21 protein-coding genes are annotated in these 21,343 nt (G+C 61.9%); 13 read left to right on the top strand and 8 right to left on the bottom strand.

Annotation, left to right across the window (positions count from 1 at the left end; all coding sequences use genetic code 11):
• Positions 1-16: 16 nt before the first annotated feature.
• The 5 genes from BM154_RS03620 to BM154_RS03600 form a co-directional block, all read right to left on the bottom strand.
• Complete coding sequence (locus BM154_RS03620; RefSeq protein ID WP_074881024.1) at positions 17-1,072, bottom strand: AbrB family transcriptional regulator; 1,056 nt, start codon at positions 1,070-1,072, stop codon at positions 17-19.
• Entirely contained in the window at positions 1,065-2,579 is a 1,515-nt protein-coding gene (locus BM154_RS03615; RefSeq protein ID WP_074881023.1) for a tripartite tricarboxylate transporter permease, read from the bottom strand. Before BM154_RS03615 ends, BM154_RS03620 begins: the two co-directional genes overlap by 8 nt.
• 3 nt (positions 2,580-2,582) lie before the next feature.
• Positions 2,583-3,041, bottom strand: a complete 459-nt coding sequence (locus BM154_RS03610; protein ID WP_074881022.1) for a tripartite tricarboxylate transporter TctB family protein — start codon at positions 3,039-3,041, stop codon at positions 2,583-2,585.
• Positions 3,042-3,131: 90 nt separating this feature from the next.
• A complete protein-coding gene (locus tag BM154_RS03605; protein WP_074881021.1) occupies positions 3,132-4,115 on the bottom strand; it encodes a Bug family tripartite tricarboxylate transporter substrate binding protein in 984 nt (327 codons plus the stop codon).
• Positions 4,116-4,145: 30 nt separating this feature from the next.
• Entirely contained in the window at positions 4,146-5,429 is a 1,284-nt protein-coding gene (locus BM154_RS03600; RefSeq protein WP_074881020.1) for an OprD family porin, read from the bottom strand.
• Between the two features lie 239 nt (positions 5,430-5,668).
• On the opposite strand from BM154_RS03600, the gene BM154_RS03595 reads away from it, so the two are divergent.
• Together BM154_RS03595 and BM154_RS03590 are read left to right on the top strand one after the other, a co-directional pair.
• Positions 5,669-6,340, top strand: a complete 672-nt coding sequence (locus BM154_RS03595; protein WP_074881019.1) for a response regulator — start codon at positions 5,669-5,671, stop codon at positions 6,338-6,340.
• On the top strand, positions 6,333-7,724 hold the full coding sequence (locus tag BM154_RS03590; RefSeq protein ID WP_074881018.1) for a sensor histidine kinase: 1,392 nt from the start codon (positions 6,333-6,335) through the stop codon (positions 7,722-7,724). Before BM154_RS03595 ends, BM154_RS03590 begins: the two co-directional genes overlap by 8 nt.
• Positions 7,725-7,757: 33 nt before the next feature.
• Here BM154_RS03590 and BM154_RS03585 read toward each other — a convergent pair whose 3' ends face one another.
• Both BM154_RS03585 and ygfZ read right to left on the bottom strand, forming a co-directional pair.
• Positions 7,758-8,594, bottom strand: a complete 837-nt coding sequence (locus tag BM154_RS03585) for an HDOD domain-containing protein (protein WP_074881017.1) — start codon at positions 8,592-8,594, stop codon at positions 7,758-7,760.
• A gap of 49 nt (positions 8,595-8,643) precedes the next feature.
• Positions 8,644-9,585, bottom strand: coding sequence for a CAF17-like 4Fe-4S cluster assembly/insertion protein YgfZ (gene ygfZ, locus BM154_RS03580; RefSeq protein ID WP_074881016.1), 942 nt, complete (start codon positions 9,583-9,585; stop codon positions 8,644-8,646).
• 158 nt (positions 9,586-9,743) lie between these two features.
• Between ygfZ and BM154_RS03575 the strand changes: the two genes are divergently transcribed.
• Complete coding sequence (locus BM154_RS03575) at positions 9,744-9,998, top strand: FAD assembly factor SdhE (RefSeq protein WP_074881015.1); 255 nt, start codon at positions 9,744-9,746, stop codon at positions 9,996-9,998.
• Positions 9,982-10,434, top strand: a complete 453-nt coding sequence (locus tag BM154_RS03570; RefSeq protein WP_074881014.1) for a protein YgfX — start codon at positions 9,982-9,984, stop codon at positions 10,432-10,434. The genes BM154_RS03575 and BM154_RS03570 overlap by 17 nt, the downstream gene beginning before the upstream one ends.
• Here the strand turns inward: BM154_RS03570 and nadB are convergent.
• Positions 10,403-12,019 (bottom strand): L-aspartate oxidase, encoded by a 1,617-nt coding sequence (gene nadB, locus BM154_RS03565; RefSeq protein WP_074881013.1) that lies wholly within the window; start codon positions 12,017-12,019, stop codon positions 10,403-10,405. The genes BM154_RS03570 and nadB overlap by 32 nt on opposite strands.
• Before the next feature lie 606 nt (positions 12,020-12,625).
• Between nadB and rpoE the strand changes: the two genes are divergently transcribed.
• From rpoE to era, 9 genes are all read left to right on the top strand, one after another.
• A complete protein-coding gene (rpoE, locus tag BM154_RS03560) occupies positions 12,626-13,207 on the top strand; it encodes an RNA polymerase sigma factor RpoE/AlgU (RefSeq protein WP_013792331.1) in 582 nt (193 codons plus the stop codon).
• Between the two features lie 31 nt (positions 13,208-13,238).
• Positions 13,239-13,826 carry a sigma-E factor negative regulatory protein gene (locus tag BM154_RS03555; RefSeq protein ID WP_074881012.1) on the top strand — a complete coding sequence of 196 codons (588 nt, stop codon included), beginning with the start codon at positions 13,239-13,241 and terminating at the stop codon, positions 13,824-13,826.
• Positions 13,827-13,837: 11 nt separating this feature from the next.
• Positions 13,838-14,791, top strand: a complete 954-nt coding sequence (locus BM154_RS03550) for a MucB/RseB C-terminal domain-containing protein (RefSeq protein ID WP_074881011.1) — start codon at positions 13,838-13,840, stop codon at positions 14,789-14,791.
• A 105-nt stretch (positions 14,792-14,896) separates the two neighbouring features.
• A complete protein-coding gene (locus tag BM154_RS03545; RefSeq protein ID WP_074881010.1) occupies positions 14,897-16,336 on the top strand; it encodes a DegQ family serine endoprotease in 1,440 nt (479 codons plus the stop codon).
• 279 nt (positions 16,337-16,615) lie between these two features.
• Positions 16,616-18,415, top strand: coding sequence for a translation elongation factor 4 (gene lepA, locus BM154_RS03540; RefSeq protein WP_074881009.1), 1,800 nt, complete (start codon positions 16,616-16,618; stop codon positions 18,413-18,415).
• A gap of 5 nt (positions 18,416-18,420) precedes the next feature.
• The gene (lepB, locus tag BM154_RS03535; protein WP_074881008.1) at positions 18,421-19,275 is read left to right on the top strand and encodes a signal peptidase I; all 855 of its coding nucleotides are present in this window, start codon (positions 18,421-18,423) and stop codon (positions 19,273-19,275) included.
• Between the two features lie 104 nt (positions 19,276-19,379).
• On the top strand, positions 19,380-19,757 hold the full coding sequence (locus BM154_RS03530) for a DUF4845 domain-containing protein (protein ID WP_074882342.1): 378 nt from the start codon (positions 19,380-19,382) through the stop codon (positions 19,755-19,757).
• Positions 19,754-20,443, top strand: a complete 690-nt coding sequence (gene rnc / locus BM154_RS03525) for a ribonuclease III (RefSeq protein WP_073263990.1) — start codon at positions 19,754-19,756, stop codon at positions 20,441-20,443. Before BM154_RS03530 ends, rnc begins: the two co-directional genes overlap by 4 nt.
• Positions 20,436-21,338, top strand: coding sequence for a GTPase Era (gene era / locus BM154_RS03520; protein WP_074881007.1), 903 nt, complete (start codon positions 20,436-20,438; stop codon positions 21,336-21,338). The genes rnc and era overlap by 8 nt, the downstream gene beginning before the upstream one ends.
• Positions 21,339-21,343: the final 5 nt, after the last annotated feature.

Here is a 21,343-nt window from a genome sequence, read left to right as displayed (position 1 = left end):
AACCGGGCTGGAAAGGTCAGGGCAGCGGTGAGTGCCGCTGCCATAGCCGGAACAAGGGCTCGGCCAGAAACATCACCAGAAACAAACGCAAGGCCTGCAGCGCTGTGACCAACGCTACTGACAATTGCAGCGCTTCTGCGGTCAGGCACAGTTCGGTAATGCCGCCGGGCATCATGCCGAGCATCAGCGATACGGATTCGATACCGCTCATCCAGCCGATGGCAGAGCCAAGCAGTGCGGTGACGATCATCGCCAGCAGGGTGAACAGTATTACGCGCAGCAGAAAGCCCGGCGCACTGCGAAAGAACGCCCGGTCGAAATGACAGCCCAGGGCGCAGCCGATCAACCATTGGCCGAGCTGGCCCAGCCAGGTGGGCATGCCGATATGCAGATCGAAGGTCACGCTGGCCGCGGCGCACAGCGTCAGCGGGCCGAGCATCCACGGGTTGGGTTGCCCGAGCCTCCGCCACAGCAGAGCCAGCAGGGCACCTGCAGGTAGCAGGATGGCCAGCCAGAACCAGTCCACCGGCATGGGCGGCGCCGATTCGACGGGCGGCAGCCCCCAGGTGAACAGTGCTGGAATCAGCAGGATGACCATCAGCAGACGCACGCTGTGTGCGGCGGCGATGCGTGCCGGCTGTGCGCCGTGGCGACGGGACAGATTGACCATCTCGCTGGCCCCGCCCGGCATGCTGGCGAAGAACGCCGTGGCGCGGTCCACACCGAAGCGGCGCAAACCGGCAATGCCAATGGCGCTGAGGGCGAGGGTAGCGAATGCGCCGAGCAGAATGATTGTCAGGTTGCCAAGCACCTGCTCGAGCACCTCACTGGTGAAGTGCAGGCCGATACCGGCGGCGACCAGCCATTGGCCAACCTGCCGCCCGCCTGGCATTTCCTGGCTGAGCACGCCGGCGCAGCGCAGCACAATGACCGCCAGCAGTGAGCCGATGACCCAAGGCAAAGGCCAGCCGATAAGGCTGGCCAGGTAACCACCCCCTGCGCCAACCAGTGGCGTGAGCCACCAGCTGCGCAGGTGCCTGGGATTATCGTGCGGGTTGTCGCTATCAGGCATTGGCCGCTTCGGCCCTGCGCTGACTACGCTTGCGCCAGGTGCGGTAGAACGGCAGGGCGATCATTGCCACGATCAGCGTCCACACGCCCCAGGTAATCGGGCTGGCAAACAGGATGCCCAGCTCACCGTTGGAGATCGACAACGCGCGACGCAGGTTCTGCTCCATCAAACCGCCGAGAATGAAGCCCAGCAGAATCGCCGACAGCGGGAAGTCCATCTTGCGCAGGATGTACCCGGCGACACCGATACCAATCATCAGGTACAGGTCGAACGCGGTGGCGTGCACGGCGTAGACGCCGATGGAGGTGATGATGGCGATGGCCGGTACCAGGGCCCAGTAGGGCACGGCAAGGATCTTGGTGAAGATCTTGATCATCGGCACGTTCATCACGATGAGCATGATGTTGGCCACGAACAGCGAGGCGATCAGGCCCCAGACGATGTCCGGCTGGTTCTGAAACAGCAGTGGGCCCGGGGTGATGTTGTACAGCGTCAGGGCGCCAAGCATCACCGCGGTAGTGCCGGAACCGGGCACGCCGAGGGTCAGCATCGGCACCATGGAACCGCAGGCCGAGGCGCTGTTGGCGGTTTCCGGGGCGGCCAGGCCACGCAGATCGCCTTCACCGAACTTGTTGTCCTTGGTAGCCAGGCGCTTTTCGCTCATATACGCCACGGCGCTGGCCAGGGTTGCACCGGCGCCCGGCAGGATGCCCAGGCCGAAGCCGACCGCGCCGCTGCGCAGGTTGGTGGCCAGCACCGAGAGGCCTTCCTTGAGGTTGAACAGCATGCGGCCCTTGGCTTCGATGGCCTTCTGGCCATGGTGGGTGCGCTCGAGCAGCACGAGGATCTCGCTGACCGAGAACAGGCCCAGTACCAGCACCACGAACTGGATGCCGTCGGCCAGGCCCAGGCTGCCGAAGGTGAAGCGGTACACGCCGCTGTTGGAATCGATGCCGACGCAGGACAGGAACAGGCCTATACAGGCGGCAATCGCGGTTTTCATCGGTTTGTTGCCAGCCATGCCGGCCAGGCAGACGATGGCGAACACCATCAGCACGAAGTATTCGGCCGGGCCGAAGGCGACTGCCCAACTGGCCAGTAGCGGGGCAAAGATCACCACCCCGCAGGTGGCCATAAGGCCGCCGACGAACGAGCTCCAGGCAGAGATCGACAGGGCCACGCCCGCCTTGCCCTGACGCGCCAGCGGGTAGCCGTCCAGGGTGGTCATCACCGCCGAAGCTTCGCCGGGGATGTTCAGCAGAATCGAGGAAATACGCCCGCCATATTCGCAGCCCAGGTATACGGCGGCGAGCAGGATCAGCGCGGTTTCCGGCGGCAGGCCGAGGGCGAACGCGATCGGGATCAGCAGCGCCACGCCGTTGATCGGGCCGAGGCCCGGCAGCAGGCCGACGATGGTGCCGATCAGGGTGCCGCACAGCGCAGTGAACAGGTTATAAGGGCTCAGGGCAACGCCGAAGCCCTGGCCCAGGTAGCTAAAAGTATCCATGGATCAGATCTCCAGGCCAGAAAGGATGCCGAGCGGCAGTGGTACGTCGAGGATCTTGTCGAAAAGCAGATACAGCCCAATGGCCAACACCACGCCGGACACCACACTGGCAAGCCAGGTACCTTCGTAAAGGCGGGCCATGGCGACACCGAAGATCAGGCTGGCCGGCACGAAGCCCAGCGGCTCGAAGAGGGCGGCGTAGATGGTGAGAATCGCCACACAACCGACCACCTTGCCGATCACGTGCTTGTCCAGTGGTGGCTCGTCGCTGTGCGAGGTACTGCTGGACGGCTTCTTGACCAGCAGGTAGATGGCGCCCAGGCCCATGAGCGTCAGCAGCAGCATCGGATAGGCGCGCGGGCCGACCGGTTCGTAGGAGAAGGGCGCGTGATAGCCCCAGGCGACGATGCCCAGCCCGACACAGGCGAGTAGCAGCACCACGCCGAAAATGCGTTGTGACATGAGGGAGTCCTCGTTTTTGACAATGGCAAACGCACCCTCTGGGCCAGGCCCAGAGGATGACAGTGAGTCGCAGGTGTGTAGGCGCCGGCGTTACTGCTGGATCAGGCCGAATTCCTGGGCCAGTTCCTTGTACTGGGCGACCTGCTTCTTCACGTAGCCGTCCAGTTCCTCGCCGGTCATGGCGAACGGATAGAGTTCGCGGTCTTCACGCAGCTTGGCGAAGTCGTCGGAGGCCAGCAGCTGGTCGAAGGAGTTCTTCCACCAGGCGTAGGCTTCGTCGCTGACCTTCGGGCCGAGGTAGAAGCCGCGGATTACCGGCCATACCACATCAAAGCCCTGTTCCTTGGCGGTCGGGATGTTGGCCACCACGCTGCCTGGCAGACGCTCTTCGGAGAACACGGCGAGGATGCGCATGTCACCGCTTTCGATGTGCGGTACGGAGTCGGAGATATCGGTACTGGCAACCTGAATGTGGCCACCGAGCAGGGCGGTGGCCAGCTCGCCGCCGCCTTCCATTGCCACGTAGCGCAGTTCGCGCGGGTCGATGCCGGCAGCACGGGCAATCAGTGCGGTCTGCATCCAGTCCTGGCTGCCAACGGTGCCGCCGGAACCGATGACCACCTTGCCCGGGTTTTCCTTGAGGGCCTTGACCAGGTCTTCGAGGGTCTTGAACGGCGAGTCCTTGCGTACCGCCAGGGCACCGTAGCTGGTGCCGACGCCGGCCAGCCACTTCACGGCGTTCTCATCGAAACGACCGAACTTGCCTTGGGCCAGGTTGAGCAGCGAGCCACTGGAAAACGCGGTGATGGTGCCCGCGTCGGCAGGGCGCTGAGCAACCACTGCGTTGTAAGCCACCGCACCGACGCCGCCTGGCATGTAGGTGACGCGCATCGGCGACTTCAGCAGTTTGCTTTCCACCAGCGCGCTTTGCGCCAGTTTGCAGGTCAGGTCGAAACCACCACCAGGGGCCGCCGGGGCAATGCACTCCGGGCGGCGCGGCTCATCGGCCAGCAACGGGCCCGCAAACGCCATGCAGGCAGCGGTCAGGGCAATACGGCTAAAGGTTGTTTTCATAAAAAGATCCCTCTGGATTTTTATTTTGATTTACCAAATTGGCAGTGTGTAACCTACGATGATTCGGTTCTCATCGGCATCGCGAGCGAAATCGGAGCGGAAGCTGGCGTTGCGCAGGCGTACGTAGACGTCTTTCAGGGCGCCGCTTTGCACCACGTACTTGATTTCCACGTCGCGCTCCCACTCACCACCGGTCTGGTCGGTACCTGCAACCCTGGCGTCGTCGCCGCGGATGTAGCGAGTCATGAAACTCAGGCCAGGAACACCTACCTTGGCGAAGTCGAAGTCGTAGCGGGCCTGCCAGGAGCGCTCGTCGGCGTTGGCGAAGTCATTGATCTGCACGAAGTTGACCAGAAATGGATCGCTGCCATCGATGTAAGCGAAGCCGGTGTCGCCGCTCATGTCCTGGTAGCCAAGGCCGAACTTGTGGCCGCTGATGGCGTAACTGACCATACCGTTGAGGGCGCGGTTATCGACCTTGCCAGCCTTGGAGGCGCCGCTGTCCTTGCTGATGCTCAGGCGCAGGTCGCTGGAGAGCACGCCGGCGCCCAGGGCGTGTTTGGTCTGCAGCCCGAAGAAGTGCTGGCGGTAGATATCGTCGAGGTCGGCGAAGTAATAACGGCCCGTCACGTTCTTGCTGAAAGCGTAATCGAGGCCCGCCAGGTCGAGATGGTCGGCAGTGATGCCGCCGGCATAACGGCCGTTCTTGCTGTTGAGCACGATGTCTTCGGAGTTGGTGGAGGCACGGTCGATGACCTTGTCCAGGCGACCACCAGTGAAGGTCAGGCCGTCCAGTTCGGACGAGGTCAGCAGGCCGCCTTCGAATACCTGCGGCAGCAGACGGCTGTCGCTGGCTTTGACCACCGGCAATTCGGGAATGTGCGAGCCGTAGCGCAGTTCGGTTTCGGAAACCCTGAGTTTGGCGGTCAGGCCCAGGCGGGAGAATTCATCCGGCGTACCGCCATCATCCTGAACCGGCAGCAGGTCGGTGCCGGTGCGGCCGCCGCCCGAATCCAGCTTGACCCCCAGCATGCCCAAAGCGTCGAGGCCGACCCCGACGGTGCCTTCGGTGAAGCCGGAACGCAGGTCGAGCAGGAAGCCCTGACCCCATTCTTCACGCTTGTTCTGTACCCTGCGTGATCCCTGGCTGTTGCCTTCGCGGAAATCACGATTCAGGTAGATATTGGTGGTGGTCAGGCTGGCAGAGCTGTCTTCGACGAAAGCAGCGTGAGCCATTGGGGTGAGCAGCGCGGCTGGCAGTGCGAGGCTGAACAAGCTCAACGGCGAGATGGCCTGGCGCAAGGCTGTTGGCATGTGGGGTAACTCCATTGTTGTTATTGTTTTCACGACCGCGCGGCACTGCACAGATCGTTTTGTGAGCGGATCGAGCCGCCCTGGAGCGATCCTAGAAGTGCAACCTTTCATCAACCTTTCAATGGGACAAGTTGTTGCATATGTGCCGTCGTTGCACGCCGTAACTGCCAACTCCTCGCGCTAGCGGTAAACTCTCGCCACACATGGCGGTCAAGTCCATGGTTCGGTTGGAGGTTGCAGTGCGAATTCTGCTGGTCGAGGATCATCCGCAGTTGGCGGCAAGCGTCACCCAGGCGCTCAAGAGCGCTGGTTGGACGGTGGATGTTCTGCATGATGGCGTGGCGGCGGATCTTGCCCTCGGCAGCGAGGAGTACGCCCTGGCGATTCTCGATGTCGGCCTGCCACGCATGGACGGCTTCGAGGTCCTGGCCCGTTTGCGCGCCCGCGGCAAGACCGTGCCGGTGCTGATGCTCACGGCCCGCGGCGAGGTCAAGGACCGTGTGCATGGGCTCAATCTGGGCGCCGACGACTACCTGGCCAAGCCGTTCGAACTGAGCGAGCTGGAGGCGCGGGTCAAGGCATTGCTGCGCCGCAGCATGCTCGGTGGCGAGCAGCAACTGCGCTGTGGTGACCTGGTCTACGACCTGGATACCCGGCGCTTCACCCTGGTGGAGGAAAGCCTCAACCTGACTTCCCGTGAGCAGGCGGTGCTCGAGGCGATGATTTCCCGGCCTGGGCGGGTCATGAGCAAGGAGCAACTGGCGTCCCAGGTGTTTGGTCTGGACGAGGAGGCGAGCGCCGACTCCATCGAGATCTATGTCCATCGTCTGCGCAAGAAGCTCGAGGGCGGTGCGGTGCGCATCGTCACCTTCCGGGGCCTCGGTTATCTGCTGGAAGCCACGGGTGGATAGGCCCGGCAGCCTGCGTGGCCGGCTGATTCGGCGGCTGGCTGTGCTGTTCACGGTGATTCTGCTGGTCAGCAGCCTGACCGCCTACTGGAGCGCCCGGCACGCCGCCGATACCGCCTATGACCGTACCCTGCTGGCATCGGCCCGGGCGATCTCCGACGGGCTCTATGCCGTCGAGGGCATGCTCAGTGCCAACGTGCCCTATATCGCCCTGGATACCTTCGCCTACGACAGTGCCGGGCGTATCTACTACCAGGTGCTGGGGCCCAAGGGCGAGTTGGTGTCGGGCTATGAAGACCTGCCCGCGGCACCACCGCACACGCCGCGAACCAATGACTACCCGGCTCTGGCCAAGTTCTATGACGGCACCTACCGTGGCCAGGGCGTGCGGGTGGTGAGCTTCCTGCAGCCGGTCAGTGAGCCTGGTTACAGCGGGGTTGCCGAGATTCGTGTAGCCGAGACCCAGGGCGCCCGGGAACGCATGACCCGGGACCTGCTGTTGGGCACGCTGTGGCGCATGGGCTTGCTGTCGCTCAGTGCGCTGCTGCTTGTCTGGTTGGCGGTGAGCGCCGGGTTGCGCCCGCTCGAGAGCCTGCGCCGGACGGTAGCGGGGCGCAACAGCGATGATCTGCGCCCGCTACCGGACGAGGACATGCCCAGGGAACTGCGGCCTCTGGTCAATGCGCTGAATCAGTTCAACGACAGGCTGCGCGGTCTGTTCGAGCGGCAGTCGCAGTTTATCGCCGATGCCTCCCACGAACTGCGCACGCCCCTGGCGGCGCTCAAGGCGCGGGTCGAACTGGGCCTGCGTGATCAGGATCCGCAGGTCTGGCACGCGACCCTGGAGGACGCAGCGTTGAACGCCGATCGCCTGACCCATCTGGCCAACCAGCTGTTGTCATTGGCGCGGATCGAAAGCGGGGCGCGCGCGATTGCCGAGGGGGGCGCGTTGCGGCTGGATCTCAGCCAGCTGGCCCGCGAGCTGGGCATGGCGTTGGCACCGCTGGCGCATTCGCGTGGCGTGGCCCTGGCACTGGAAGCCGAGCATCCGGTGTGGATTCGCGGCGAGCCGACATTGCTCAATGAGCTGCTGTGCAATCTGGTCGACAATGCCATGGCCTACACCGAGGCAGGTGGCAACGTCATCCTGCGGGTGAAGGAGCCCGCTGTACTGGAGGTCGAGGATGATGGTCCCGGTATCCCCGAGGAAGATCGAGGGCGGGTATTCGAGCGCTTCTACCGCCGTCAGGCTCAGGGGCTGGGCGCCGGCCTGGGCTTGGCCATCGTTGGGGAGATCTGCCGTGCCCACCGCGCCGATATCAGCCTGCATCAGGCCAGCCCCCATGGGCTGCTGGTGCGTGTGGTGTTCCGCGGCGAAGCAAGCTGAGAGCGGGGCGAAGCAGGCTTCGCCCCGGGGTAATTACTGCAACATGGTCATGGCGGCATCCATGGCTGCCGACAGATCCTCGTCGGCGTGGATGTCCAGGTCCGGCTTGATGCCGAGCTTGTCGAATGCCGGGATCTGACTCCAGTCCAGCTGGGTATAGGGGTGCGGCGTGCCGAGGTGGCTCTGCAGCGTGGCCACCTGGACGATATCGACGTAGTCGACCTTGCTGCTGTTGCGGCTGAAGTTCAGGTACTGGCCCGGCACGCTGGCGATCATTTCCGGGAATTCCCAGGTGCGCAGGATCTTGTCGCCAATGATCGGGTGGATCTGCTCGATCACGTGGTTGAGGCTGATCGAGTCGGCCAGCAGCTCGCTGTGCTCCTCGGCGTAGGTAAGGATCGGCAGTACGCCAATCTGGTGAACCAGGCCGGCAAGGGTGGCCTGGTCGGGCATCAGGCGGGTGTAGTGGCGGCAGAGTACGTGGCAGATGCCGGCGATCTCGGTGCTCTTGGTCCATACCTCACGCATCTTGCGGTCGACCACATCGGTGGTGGCCTGGAACATCTGCTCCATGGCCAGGCCCGTGGCCAGGTTGCAGGTGTAGTTGATGCCCAGACGACCGATGGCCATCTGCAGGTCGGTGATTTCACGGTTGGTACGCAGCAGCGGGCTGTTCACCACCTTGATGATGCGCGCGGTGAGCGCCGCGTCGTTACCGATGACCTTGGTCATCTCGGGAATGCCGACGTTGGGGTCTTCCGCTGCCTCGCGAACTTTCAGGGCGACCTCGGGCAGGGTCGGCAGCACCAGCTCATCGTTGTCGATGGCCCTGGTCAGGTCCAGCAGGACTTTCTCGGCGAGTTTGCTCATGTAATTCTCGTTGTCAGCGTGTGTTGGCGGGGCGTAGCGGCAGTGTACGTCAGCGTTGGATCTCGCGCTTACTGTCCAGCGTGTACGGCAGGTCGAGCAGGTCGAGCGGCAGGCCTTCGAGGCTGCCCAGGTGAATATGGCCGTCGAGCGCCGCGTCTTCCTGCAGCACCGCCAGCAGCTCGACGCCAGCGCTGCTCGAAGCCGCCAGCACCACTTCGCCCACCGCGCTGCGGTGCACGGGGGAGAACAGCTCGGTACCAGGGGCGGGCGGCTGATCGGCAGCGACGCTCAGCCGGTAGAGGCGGCGCTTGAGCTTGCCCAGGTACTGCATGCGGGCAACGATTTCCTGGCCGGTATAACAGCCCTTCTTGAAGCTTACCCCGCCAACGGCCTGCAGGTTGATCATCTGCGGGATGAACAGCTCCCGGGTGGTACCTGTAACCTGGCCAACACCGGCGCGAATCTGCGCGAGCAACCAGTCATTGAGGCCAGCTTCGGGCAGTTGCGCGCGCAGGTGCGTGTGCAGCCTCTCGGCTTGCTCGGCCGGCGCCCACAGCTCGGCGCGGCCATCGCTGAGGCGGATGGCCAGCAGTGACTCCGTACTGCTCACGCTGTCCGCCTCGGAGGCCAGGTCGAGGCCCAGGGCCTGCAAGGCGGCATCCGCGCCGCTGAGGCCGTAACGCACCCAGGCAGCACTCTCGTCGCCCAGCTTGGCCTTGGAGAATACGGCGTATTTCTGCAGCTCGGCGAGTTGCGGTTCCAGCAGTTCGCGGCTCATGGCCAGCAGGAAGCCGTCGGCCACGCTGACGATGCGAAAGCTCGAGAGCATGCGGCCTTTGGGCGTACAGCGAGCACCGAGGCTGGAGCCGCTGGCGCCAAGGTAGTTGATGTTGCAGGTGATCTGGCCCTGAAGGAACTTACCCGCATCGGGGCCGCGTACGGCGAGGATGCCTTCGTGGGTGAGCGAGCAAAAGAAAGCGCTGTCGGCCATGGTCGAGACAATCGTGGGCAAGGAATGAGTTGCCATGATAAGAGCAGCGGCAACTGTCTCGCTACAGGTAAGAGCCGCCGCCGGGCGATTCGGGTCGTGACGCTGATGCCGGCAGCGGCTGTTGGTATACTGCCGGCCTTTTCCCGAGGAGCACCCCCATGGTCGAAGCCACTGAACTCAATCGTCTTTTCTGGCACAGCCGGCGTGGCATGCTCGAACTGGACGTGTTGCTGGTGCCCTTCGTACGAGAGGTCTACCCCTCTCTTGGCGAAGAGGATCGCGCCCGCTACCGCAAGCTGCTCGAGTGCGAGGATCAGGACATGTTCGGTTGGTTCATGCAGCGTGGCGAGCCCGAGGATGCCGATCTGCGCCACATCGTTCGCATGATTCTGGATCGTGTCCAGCCCAAGTAAACGATTCGAATGCAACTGGCGGCCGTCACGGCGGCTGCTGGAAATCTACCTGTGTGCCCAGGCCCTGGCGCTGCTGACACTGCTCTTGGTGGATATCCCACTGTGGGCGCGACTGCTCGCTCTGCTGGCGTGTGGCTGCCATGCCGCCTGGGTAGTGCCCAGGCACGTGCTGCTGACCCATCCGGGAATTTTTCGCAGCTTGCGTCATGACGACGAGGGCTGGCAGGTAGCTGGGCTCGATGGGCAATGGCGGCCCGTCACCCTGCACCCGGACAGCATGGCGCTACCCTGGCTGGTCATCGTGCGCTTTCGGCTGCCGGGCCGCTCATTCACTCACAGCCTGTGCATCCCTGCCGATGCCATGCCCCGGGATATGCACCGGAGGCTGAGGGTGCGCCTGAAATTCAGTCGTCAGCGTTGGCGGGTTGCAGGATAGTGTCGCCCGCTACGGGAAGCAGGCCCGGGTAATCCAGGGTGTAATGCAGGCCCCGCGATTCCTTGCGCTGCATGGCCGAGCGAATCATCAGTTCGGCCACCTGGGCCAGGTTGCGCAGCTCGATCAGATCCCGGCTGACCTTGTAGTTGCTGTAGAACTCGTCGATCTCATCGAGCAGCAGGCGCACACGGTGCTGGGCACGCTGCAGGCGCTTGTTGGTGCGCACAATGCCCACGTAGTCCCACATGAAGCGCCGTAACTCGTCCCAGTTGTGGGCGATGATCACGTCCTCGTCCGAGTCGGTGACCTGGCTGGCATCCCAGGAGGGCAGGTCGGTCGGCATCGCCACCCGGTTCAGGTTGGCGATGATGTCGGCGGCGGCCGAGCGCGCATAGACGAAGCACTCGAGCAACGAGTTGCTGGCCATGCGGTTGGCGCCATGCAAACCGGTGAAACTGGTTTCGCCGATGGCATAAAGACCTTCCACATCGCTGCGCCCAGCCTGATCGACGAGCACGCCGCCGCAGGTGTAGTGAGCGGCAGGCACCACCGGAATGGGCTGGGTGGTGATGTCGATGCCGAAAGCCAGGCAGCGCTGGTAAACGGTAGGGAAGTGGCTTTTGATGAACTCAGCCGGCTTGTGGCTGATATCCAGATAGACGCAGTCGATGCCCAGGCGTTTCATCTCATGGTCGATGGCGCGGGCCACGATATCGCGCGGGGCGAGTTCTTCACGCGGGTCGAAGCGCGGCATGAAGCGTTCGCCACTGGGCAGGCGCAGCAGTGCACCTTCGCCGCGCAGGGCTTCGGTAACCAGAAAGCTCTTGGCCTGCGGATGGTACAGGCAGGTAGGGTGGAACTGATTGAACTCCAAGTTGCCAACCCGGCAACCGGCGCGCCACGCCATGGCAATGCCATCGCCGCAGGCGCCATCGGGGTTGCTGGTATAAAGGTAGACCTTGGCTGCACCGCCGGTGGCAAGAACCACGAAGCGCGCGTGGTGGGTGTCTACCTCGCCGGTACCCCGGTTCAGCACATAGGCGCCCAGGCAGCGTTGCCCCTCGCGGCCCAGCTTGTGCTCGGTGATCAGATCCACCGCAACCCGTTGTTCGAGCAGCACCACGTTGTCGCGCTGGCGCGTGCGTTCGAGCAGCGTATTGAAAATCGCCGCACCGGTTGCGTCGGCTGCGTGAATGATACGGCGGTGGCTGTGGCCGCCCTCGCGGGTCAGATGAAACTCGAACCCGCCATCTTCACGGTCATTGCCTTCATCGCGAGTGAAGGGTACCCCTTGCTCGATCAGCCATTCGATCGCTTCGCGGCTGTGCTCAACCGTGAAGCGCACGGCGGCTTCGCGGCATAGCCCGGCGCCTGCGTCGAGGGTGTCAGCCACGTGCGAGTCGACGGTGTCGCTGTGATCCAGTACCGCCGCCACGCCTCCTTGGGCCCAGTAGGTCGAGCCATTGGTCAATTCACCCTTGCTCAGCACGGCGATACTCAGATTGTCGGGAAGCGTGAGCGCCAGGGTAAGGCCGGCGGCACCGCTGCCGATAACCAGAACATCGTGCTGAAAGTGTTGGCTCATTGTTATGGATTCCGCTGGGTGGCGTGCAGCTGAAAAAGGATGCCCTATTGATCGCGTCACATGCTCTTCGTTGACAGGGCCATGGCCTTCAACTTTTTGTATCCAAGGATCACGCAAATGGCCGTCATGTGCCTGCGACGGGGCTTCGAGAACCATGGCAGCGATTTGATGGCCCCTAGTATATCGAGGGGGGCAACGGCACAATAGCCGACCTGGTAGGTTGTCCGGTGCAGAACGTGTATCGTGTTGGGATGGCGATATGCCTGCGTGGCTGGCCGCCATCTTGGAGCTGCATCTCATCCGCTGAAACCTGTCTGAACTTTGTCATGGGGCAGGGTTCTATAGCGGAGTCGCCCCGGAGAGGGAATGTGTCTGGCGAGTTGAGTGAACGAAGCGATCACGCGATTCGTTTCTGCCCGTCAGGCGATCTAAAGACAATTCGCGCAGCAGGCGTTGGTTCTGGTGCGTGGTTTCGTGCAAAACCAAAAAATGTTTTGTGGGAAGCTTGTTCGTAGGGGGAGAACTTTTGCATATGGCTCGAGTCTATTTCGGCAGATCGATCTTCTGGCGGGTGCAGACCTCCTACGGGCTCAACGAGGAGTATTCATGCTAACCCAGGAAGAAGATCAGCAGCTGGTCGAGCGCGTTCAGCGCGGCGACAAGCGAGCATTCGATCTGTTGGTGCTGAAGTATCAGCACAAGATTCTCGGGTTGATCGTGCGTTTCGTGCACGACACCCATGAAGCTCAGGATGTCGCCCAGGAGGCTTTTGTAAAAGCTTATCGGGCACTGGGAAACTTTCGCGGCGACAGTGCGTTCTATACATGGCTGTACCGCATCGCCATCAACACGGCGAAGAATCACCTGGTATCTCGCGGTCGTAGGCCGCCAGATAACGATGTAAGTGCAGAGGATGCCGAGTTCTACGATGGTGATCATGCCCTCAAGGACATCGAATCGCCCGAGCGAGCTCTGCTAAGGGATGAAATCGAAGCGACCGTGCATCGGAGCATCCAGCAATTGCCAGAAGATTTACGAACGGCGCTAACGTTACGCGAATTTGATGGTCTTAGTTATGAAGACATTGCGAGCGTCATGCAATGTCCAGTTGGTACCGTGCGTTCGCGAATCTTTCGGGCGCGTGAAGCCATCGACAAGTCCCTGCAACCTTTGTTGCAGGAAGCCTGAGACAGCGGCGACAGCCAAGAGAGGAACCGCTATGAGTCGTGAAGCCCTGCAGGAATCGCTGTCCGCGGTGATGGATAACGAAGCGGATGAACTTGAACTTCGGCGTGTGCTCGGTGCGAGCAACGACGCTGAACTGCGTGCTACCTGGTCCCGTTATCAGGTTGCTCGCGCCGTGATGCACAAGGATCTGCTCGTGCCCAAACTGGACATCGCTGCAGCCGTTTCCGCGGCTCTGGAAAACGATGCCACTCCAGTTGTGCAGGAGAAGGTCGTGCGTGGTCCATGGCGCAGTCTGGGGCGCGTGGCAGTTGCTGCAACCGTAACGGTTGCCGTGTTGGCCGGCGTGCGTTTCTACAATCAGGATGACGTTTCTGGTGCCCAGTTGGCGCAACAGGATCAGCCGTCCATCGCGCTGCCGCAAGCTCAGGGGCCGGCCATTCTGGCAGGCTTCAAGACTTCGGATGAGCAGCCGGCTGTAGAGACCGTATCTGCCGAAGGTGAAGGCTGGCATGAACAGCGTCTGCCTGAGTACCTGCGTCAGCATGGTCAGCAATCCGCCCCTGGCACTGCTGAAAATGCACTGCCGTTTGCACGATCTGCGAGTGTAGAAGAGCGTTAAGCACAACGCGTATGCGCTGCATTCTCGTCACGTCTCTGATGCTCGGCGGTCTTTTGGCAACCCCTGCCATAGCCGCCGATGCACAGGGATGGTTGCAACGGCTGAGTCAGGCCGAAAGCAAGCAAAGCTTCCAAGGCACCTTCGTTTACGAACGTAACGGCAATCTTTCCACTCACAGCATCTGGCGTCAGGTCGAGCCGGGAGGGTCTGTGCGTGAGCGTTTATTGCAGCTCGATGGTACGCCGCAGGAATTATTGCGAGTCAACGGCCGGGCGCAATGTGTCAACGGCCCTATTGCGTCCGCGGTCGTGGACGATCAGGTATCGCCTGCCCACGGCGTCGACGTCAAACAGATAGAGCAATGGTACGACTTGCGCCTGAATGGCGAGTCACGGGTGGCCGGTCGCGCGGCGGTAATTCTCGCCTTGCTGCCACGTGACCAGCACCGTTACGGTGTTGAGTTGTATGTGGACAAGGAAACCGGGCTGCCACTCAAGTCGCTATTGGTCAACGATCGCGGCATGCTGCTCGAACGTTTCCAGTTTACCCAGTTGGATACCGCCAATGTACAACCTGCGGCGGTGTTGCAACCTTCTACAGATTGCACGCCGGTGCGGGTCGTCCAGACGCGTACGCCTTCTGTGGAGTCCTGGCGCTCCGGCTGGTTACCGCCAGGCTTCAATCTCAGTGCCGTGACCCAGCAGCGCAGCCCGGTATCGACCGATAGCGTCGACTGTCTGGTCTACGATGACGGATTGGCGCGTTTTTCCGTATTTCTCGAGCCTTTGCATGATGTGGCGGTGGCTGATGCCCGTAATCAGCTCGGCCCCACAGTGGCGGTGTCTCGACGCCTGACAACCGACGACGGAGATGTCATGGTGACCGTGGTGGGAGAGATTCCGCCGGGAACCGCCGAGCGTGTCGCCATGTCGATGCGCGCCGACGATGTGCATGCCACGCCGTAAATATCGACAATAACGATCGAGGTCGATGCGCCGTAGTATCGTCATGTTTGTTGTACCAATGGCCCCTACGGGGGTTCGTTTGTTCTGGATGGGGAAGAAACTGCAATGTCGATGCCTAGCCTGAAAAATTACGCTGCCGCGTTGTTCGCGGTGTTCCTGATGGGGCAGTCAGTAATCGCACACGCGCAGCTGCCGGACTTCACGCCGTTGGTCGAGGCGGCTTCGCCTGCCGTGGTCAATATCAGTACCCGGCAAAAAGTGCCGAATGCCGTCGCTAGCAGCGGCGGCCTCTCCGTTCCAGACCTGGAAGGCCTGCCGCCGATGTTCCGCGAGTTTTTCGAGCGCAGCATTCCTCAGCAGCCACGCGCGCCAGGTGGCGGTGGTCGCCAGCGTGAAGCGCAGTCGCTTGGCTCGGGCTTCATCATTTCCAAAGACGGTTACATCCTGACCAACAACCATGTGGTGGCCGATGCCGATGAAATCATCGTGCGTTTGTCTGATCGCAGTGAGCTGGAAGCCAAACTGATCGGTACCGACCCGCGCAGTGACGTGGCGCTGCTCAAGGTTGAGGCGAACGACCTGCCGACCGTCAAGCTGGGCAATTCCGACAACCTCAAGGTGGGTGAGTGGGTACTGGCCATCGGCTCGCCCTTCGGCTTCGATCATTCGGTCACCGCCGGTATCGTCAGTGCCAAAGGGCGCAGCCTGCCGAACGAAAGCTACGTGCCTTTCATTCAGACCGATGTGGCGATCAACCCGGGTAACTCGGGCGGGCCGCTGTTCAATCTGGACGGCGAAGTGGTCGGCATCAACTCGCAGATTTTCACCCGTTCCGGTGGGTTCATGGGGCTGTCCTTTGCCATCCCGATGAGTGTGGCGATGGACGTGGCCGACCAGCTCAAGGCCAGCGGCAAGGTCAGCCGCGGCTGGCTGGGCGTGGTGATTCAGGAAGTGAACAAGGATCTCGCCGAATCCTTTGGTCTGGAGAAGCCGGCCGGTGCCCTGGTCGCCCAGGTGCTTGAAGATGGGCCGGCCGCCAAGGGTGGTCTGCAGGTCGGTGACGTAATCCTCAGCCTCGACGGCAAGCCGATCATCATGTCCGCCGACCTGCCGCATCTGGTCGGCGCTCTGAAGCCGGGCACCAAGGCCAATCTGGAAATCGTTCGCGAGGGCGCGCGCAAGAACCTGAAACTGGCAGTCGGCACCATGCCTGCCGATGATGGCGATGAAACCACCGAAGGCGCTACGCCGGGTGCCGAGCGCAGCAGCAATCGTCTGGGGGTTAGTGTCGCCGAACTGACCGATGAGCAGAAAAAAGCCCTGGATCTGCGTGGCGGTGTGGTCATTCGTGAAGTGCAGGACGGCCCGGCGGCGCTGATCGGCCTGCGCCCGGGCGACGTGATCACTCACCTGAACAACCAGGCCATTGCCTCGGCGAAGAACTTCACCGAGGTGGCGCAGTCGCTGCCGAAGAACCGTTCGGTGTCGATGCGTGTACTGCGCCAGGGGCGCGCCAGTTTCATCACTTTCAAGCTCGCCGAGTAGGTCTCGACCAGTAGGCCTGGCCGGGTAGCTCCGAGCCGGAATGCTTGCCGGTGATCAGCTGTGCAACGCAAGAGGGCGACGCAAGTCGCCCTTTTTTGTGCCTGCCTGCTGGCATCGATCCACCTGCCGGCTTGGCGGTTTGCGCATGGCATGACGGGCCAGCGTTCAATTACCCCGGCCGCTCGGTTGTCCTGACGTGACGTGGGGGCAACCACTCGGGTAAACTTTGCGGCTATTTTCGGCAGGCAGTCGCCTGCGGCCATTTTCGAGTGTTGTCCTGTGAGTGACCTGAGTCATATCCGCAATTTTTCCATCATTGCCCACATTGACCACGGCAAGTCGACGCTGGCTGACCGTTTCATCCAGATGTGCGGTGGCCTGACCGCTCGCGAGATGGAGGCTCAGGTTCTCGATTCCATGGATCTGGAGCGCGAGCGCGGCATCACCATCAAGGCCCACAGCGTCACCCTGTACTACAAGGCGCAGGACGGCATCACCTACCAGTTGAACTTCATCGACACCCCTGGTCACGTCGACTTCACCTACGAGGTGAGCCGCTCGCTGGCGGCCTGTGAAGGCGCGCTGCTGGTCGTCGATGCAGGGCAGGGGGTGGAGGCGCAGTCGGTCGCCAACTGCTACACCGCCATCGAGCAGGGCCTGGAAGTCATGCCCGTGCTGAACAAGATGGACCTGCCGCAAGCCGACCCCGATCGCGTCAAGGACGAAATCGAGAAGATCATCGGTATCGATGCCACCGACGCCGTTGCCTGCAGTGCCAAGAGCGGCATGGGCGTCGACGAAGTGCTCGAGCGCCTGGTACAGACCATTCCGGCACCGACCGGCGAGATCGATGCGCCGTTGCAGGCGCTGATCATCGACTCCTGGTTCGACAATTACCTGGGCGTCGTGTCCCTGGTGCGGGTGCGTCATGGCCGGGTGAAGAAGGGCGACAAGATTCTGGTCAAGTCCACCGGCAAGATTCACCTGGTCGACAGCGTGGGCGTGTTCAACCCCAAGCACACCGCTACCGCTGACCTCAAGGCCGGCGAAGTGGGCTTTATCATCGCCAGTATCAAGGATATTCACGGTGCGCCGGTGGGCGATACCCTGACCCTCAGTTCGACGCCAGACGTCGAGGTGCTCTCGGGCTTCAAGAAAATCCAGCCGCAGGTCTACGCTGGCCTGTTCCCGGTCAGCTCCGACGATTTCGAAGATTTCCGCGATGCCCTGCAGAAGCTGACCCTCAACGACTCGTCGCTGCAGTACCTGCCGGAAAGCTCCGACGCCCTGGGCTTCGGCTTCCGTTGCGGCTTCCTCGGCATGCTGCACATGGAGATCATCCAGGAGCGCCTGGAGCGCGAGTATGATCTGGATCTGATCACCACCGCGCCGAGCGTGATTTTCGAGGTCGTGCTCAAGACCGGTGAAACGATTTACGTCGACAACCCGTCCAAGCTGCCGGACGTGTCGTCGGTCGAGGATTTCCGCGAGCCGATCGTCGCGGCGACCATCCTGGTTCCGCAGGAGCACCTGGGCAACGTCATTACCCTGTGTATCGAGAAACGCGGCGTGCAGCGCGACATGCAGTTCCTCGGCACCCAGGTGCAGGTGCGCTACGACCTGCCGATGAACGAAGTGGTGCTCGACTTCTTTGATCGTCTGAAGTCCACCAGTCGCGGCTACGCTTCGCTGGATTACCATTTCGACCGCTACCAGTCGGCCAATCTGGTCAAGCTGGACGTGTTGATCAACGGCGACAAGGTCGATGCCCTGGCGCTGATCGTGCACCGTGACAACGCCCATTTCAAAGGGCGGCAGTTGACCGAGAAAATGAAAGAGCTGATCCCTCGGCAGATGTTCGACGTGGCGATTCAGGCGGCCATCGGCGGCCAGATCGTGGCGCGAACCACTGTCAAGGCATTGAGAAAGAACGTTCTGGCCAAGTGCTACGGCGGCGACGTGAGCCGTAAGCGCAAGCTGTTGGAGAAGCAGAAGGCCGGTAAGAAGCGCATGAAGCAGGTGGGGAACGTGGAGATTCCACAGGAAGCCTTCCTTGCTGTACTCAAGTTGGATAGCTAGGGCCTATGTCATTCAATTTTCCGCTGTTGCTGGTCATTGCCGTCGCCGTGTGCGGCGCCCTGGCCCTGTTCGATCTGGTATTCCTGGCGCCGCGGCGTCGTGCAGCGATCGCCAGCTACCAGGGCAAGGTCGAGCAAGTCGACGATGCAGTGGTCGAGAAGCTCAACAAGGAACCCTTGCTGGTTGAATATGGCAAGTCGTTCTTTCCGGTGCTCGCCATCGTGCTGGTGCTGCGCTCCTTTCTGGTCGAGCCGTTCCAGATTCCGTCCGGTTCGATGATCCCGACCCTGGAAGTGGGCGACTTCATCCTGGTCAACAAGTTTGCCTACGGCATTCGCCTGCCGGTGCTGGACACCAAGGTGATCGAAGTGGGTGATCCGCAGCGCGGCGACGTCATGGTGTTCCGCTACCCGAGCGACCCCAACGTCAACTACATCAAGCGGGTGATCGGCCTGCCGGGCGACCATGTGCGCTACAGCAGCGACAAGCGCCTGTTCGTCAACGGCAAGCCGGTGGCCGAGCAGCTGATCGGCGAGGAGCCGGGCAGCCTGGGCAGCGCCACGCTGTACAGCGAACGTCTGGGCGATGTGGAGCATCGCATCCGCAAGGAAATGTCCCGCTACCGTGCCGAGCCAGGCAGGGAGTGGACCATTCCCGAGGGCCACTACTTCATGATGGGCGACAACCGCGACAACTCCAACGACAGCCGTTACTGGAACGACCCGAATATCCCCAAAGACGTATTGGGCATGGTTCCGGATCGCAACATCGTCGGCAAGGCGTTCGCCATCTGGATGAGCTGGCCGGATCCGAAGTTCAAGACCCTGCCGAACTTCAGCCGCGTCGGGCTGATTCACTGATCTGATGAAAATTTGCGGCGCCGTTCAATACGGCGCTGCCTGCTATCTATAGTCTTGTAATGCGCAAGGCGCGCATCGGACTGTCTGGATATTTGGGGATGAACATGAAATTCGCACGCTCGCAGCAAGGCTTGTCGATCGTCAGCTGGCTGGTGGTACTGGCTGTCGTGGCGTTTCTGGCCAGCACGGCGTTCAAGGTGGTGCCGCATTACCTCGACTATATGTCGATGGAAAAGATCATCACCTCGGTGGAAATCGACCGCATCCAGGAAGTCAGGACCGTGGGGGATTTCTACAACCATGTGAGCCGTGGCATGACGGTCAACAGCATCCGCGACCTGAACATGCAGGATGCGCTTAAAGTGACCCAGGATGGCAACGAGTTTCTTGCCCACCTCAAGTATGAAAAACGTGAGCACCTGATCGAGAACATCGATCTGGTGGTTAATTTCGATAAAGAATTTCGTGTGCGTATGCCGTGAGTGTTTCGTTGACCCGCCTCGAGCGCCAGCTCGGGCACAGTTTCAAAGACCAGGATCTGATGATCCTGGCGCTGACCCATCGCAGTTTTGCCGGGCGCAACAATGAGCGTCTGGAGTTCCTCGGTGATGCCATCCTCAATTTCGTTGCCGGTGAGGCGCTCTACGAGCGCTTCCCCCAGGCACGCGAGGGGCAGCTTTCCAGATTGCGCGCACGCCTGGTCAAGGGCGAAACCCTGGCCATCCTGGCGCGCGGTTTCGATCTGGGCGAATACCTGCGTCTGGGCTCTGGCGAGCTGAAGAGCGGCGGCTTTCGTCGCGACTCGATCCTCGCTGATGCACTGGAAGCGCTGATCGGCGCCATCTATCTGGATGCCGGCATGGACACTGCCCGCGAGCGCGTGCTGGCCTGGCTGACCAACGAGCTGGACGGCCTGACCCTGGTCGACACCAACAAGGATCCCAAGACCCGCCTGCAGGAGTTTCTGCAGTCGCGCGCCTGTGAGCTGCCGCGTTACGAAGTGGTCGACATTCAGGGCGAGCCCCATTGCCGGACATTCGTGGTCGAGTGTCAGGTCAATCTACTCAATGACAAGACCCTGGGCCAAGGCGCCAGCCGCCGCATTGCCGAACAGGTAGCGGCGACGGCAGCGCTGATCGCTCTGGGTGTGGAGAACGGCAATGACTGATTCGCCTGTAACGCGCTGTGGCTATGTCGCCATCGTTGGCCGGCCCAACGTGGGCAAGTCGACCTTGCTCAACCACATCCTCGGCCAGAAGCTGGCGATCACCTCGCGCAAGCCGCAGACCACGCGCCACAACATGCTCGGCATCAAGACCGAGGGCGACGTGCAGGCCATCTACGTCGATACGCCCGGCCTGCACAAGAACAACGACAAGGCGATCAACCGCTACATGAACAAGAACGCCTCGTCGGCCCTCAAGGATGTCGACGTGGTGATCTTCGTGGTCGATCGCACTCGCTGGACCGACGAGGACCAGATGGTGCTCGAACGCGTCCAGTACGTGCAGGGTCCGGTGATCCTGGCGGTCAACAAGACCGACCGCCTGGAAGACAAGGCCGACCTGATGCCGCACCTGAAGTGGCTGGCCGAGCAGCTGCCCAATGCCGAGATCGTGCCGGTGTCAGCGCAGCATGGCCACAACCTCGATGCCCTGGAAAAGCTGGTCGGCGAGCGCCTGCCCGAGGGCGTGCACTTCTTTCCCGAAGACCAGATCACTGACCGCTCCGGGCGCTTTTTCGCCGCCGAGCTGGTGCGCGAGAAGATCATGCGCCAGCTCGGTGCCGAGCTGCCGTACCAGATCACCGTGGAGATCGAGGAGTTCAAGCGCGAAGGGCGGATCATGCACATCCACGCGCTGATCCTGGTCGAGCGGGACGGGCAGAAGAAGATCATCATCGGCGAGAAGGGCGAGCGCCTCAAACGCATTGGCCAGGAAGCGCGCAAGGACATGGAGTCGATGTTCGACACCAAGGTCATGCTCAACCTCTGGGTCAAGGTGAAGAGTGGCTGGTCCGACGACGAGCGCGCCCTGCGTTCGCTCGGTTACGACGATATCTGACCTCG

Source organism: Phytopseudomonas argentinensis (assembly GCF_900113905.1).
GTDB lineage: Bacteria > Pseudomonadota > Gammaproteobacteria > Pseudomonadales > Pseudomonadaceae > Aquipseudomonas > Aquipseudomonas argentinensis.
The sequence above is the reverse complement of the archived record's forward strand: the minus strand, read 5'-3'. Positions and strand labels throughout refer to the sequence as shown.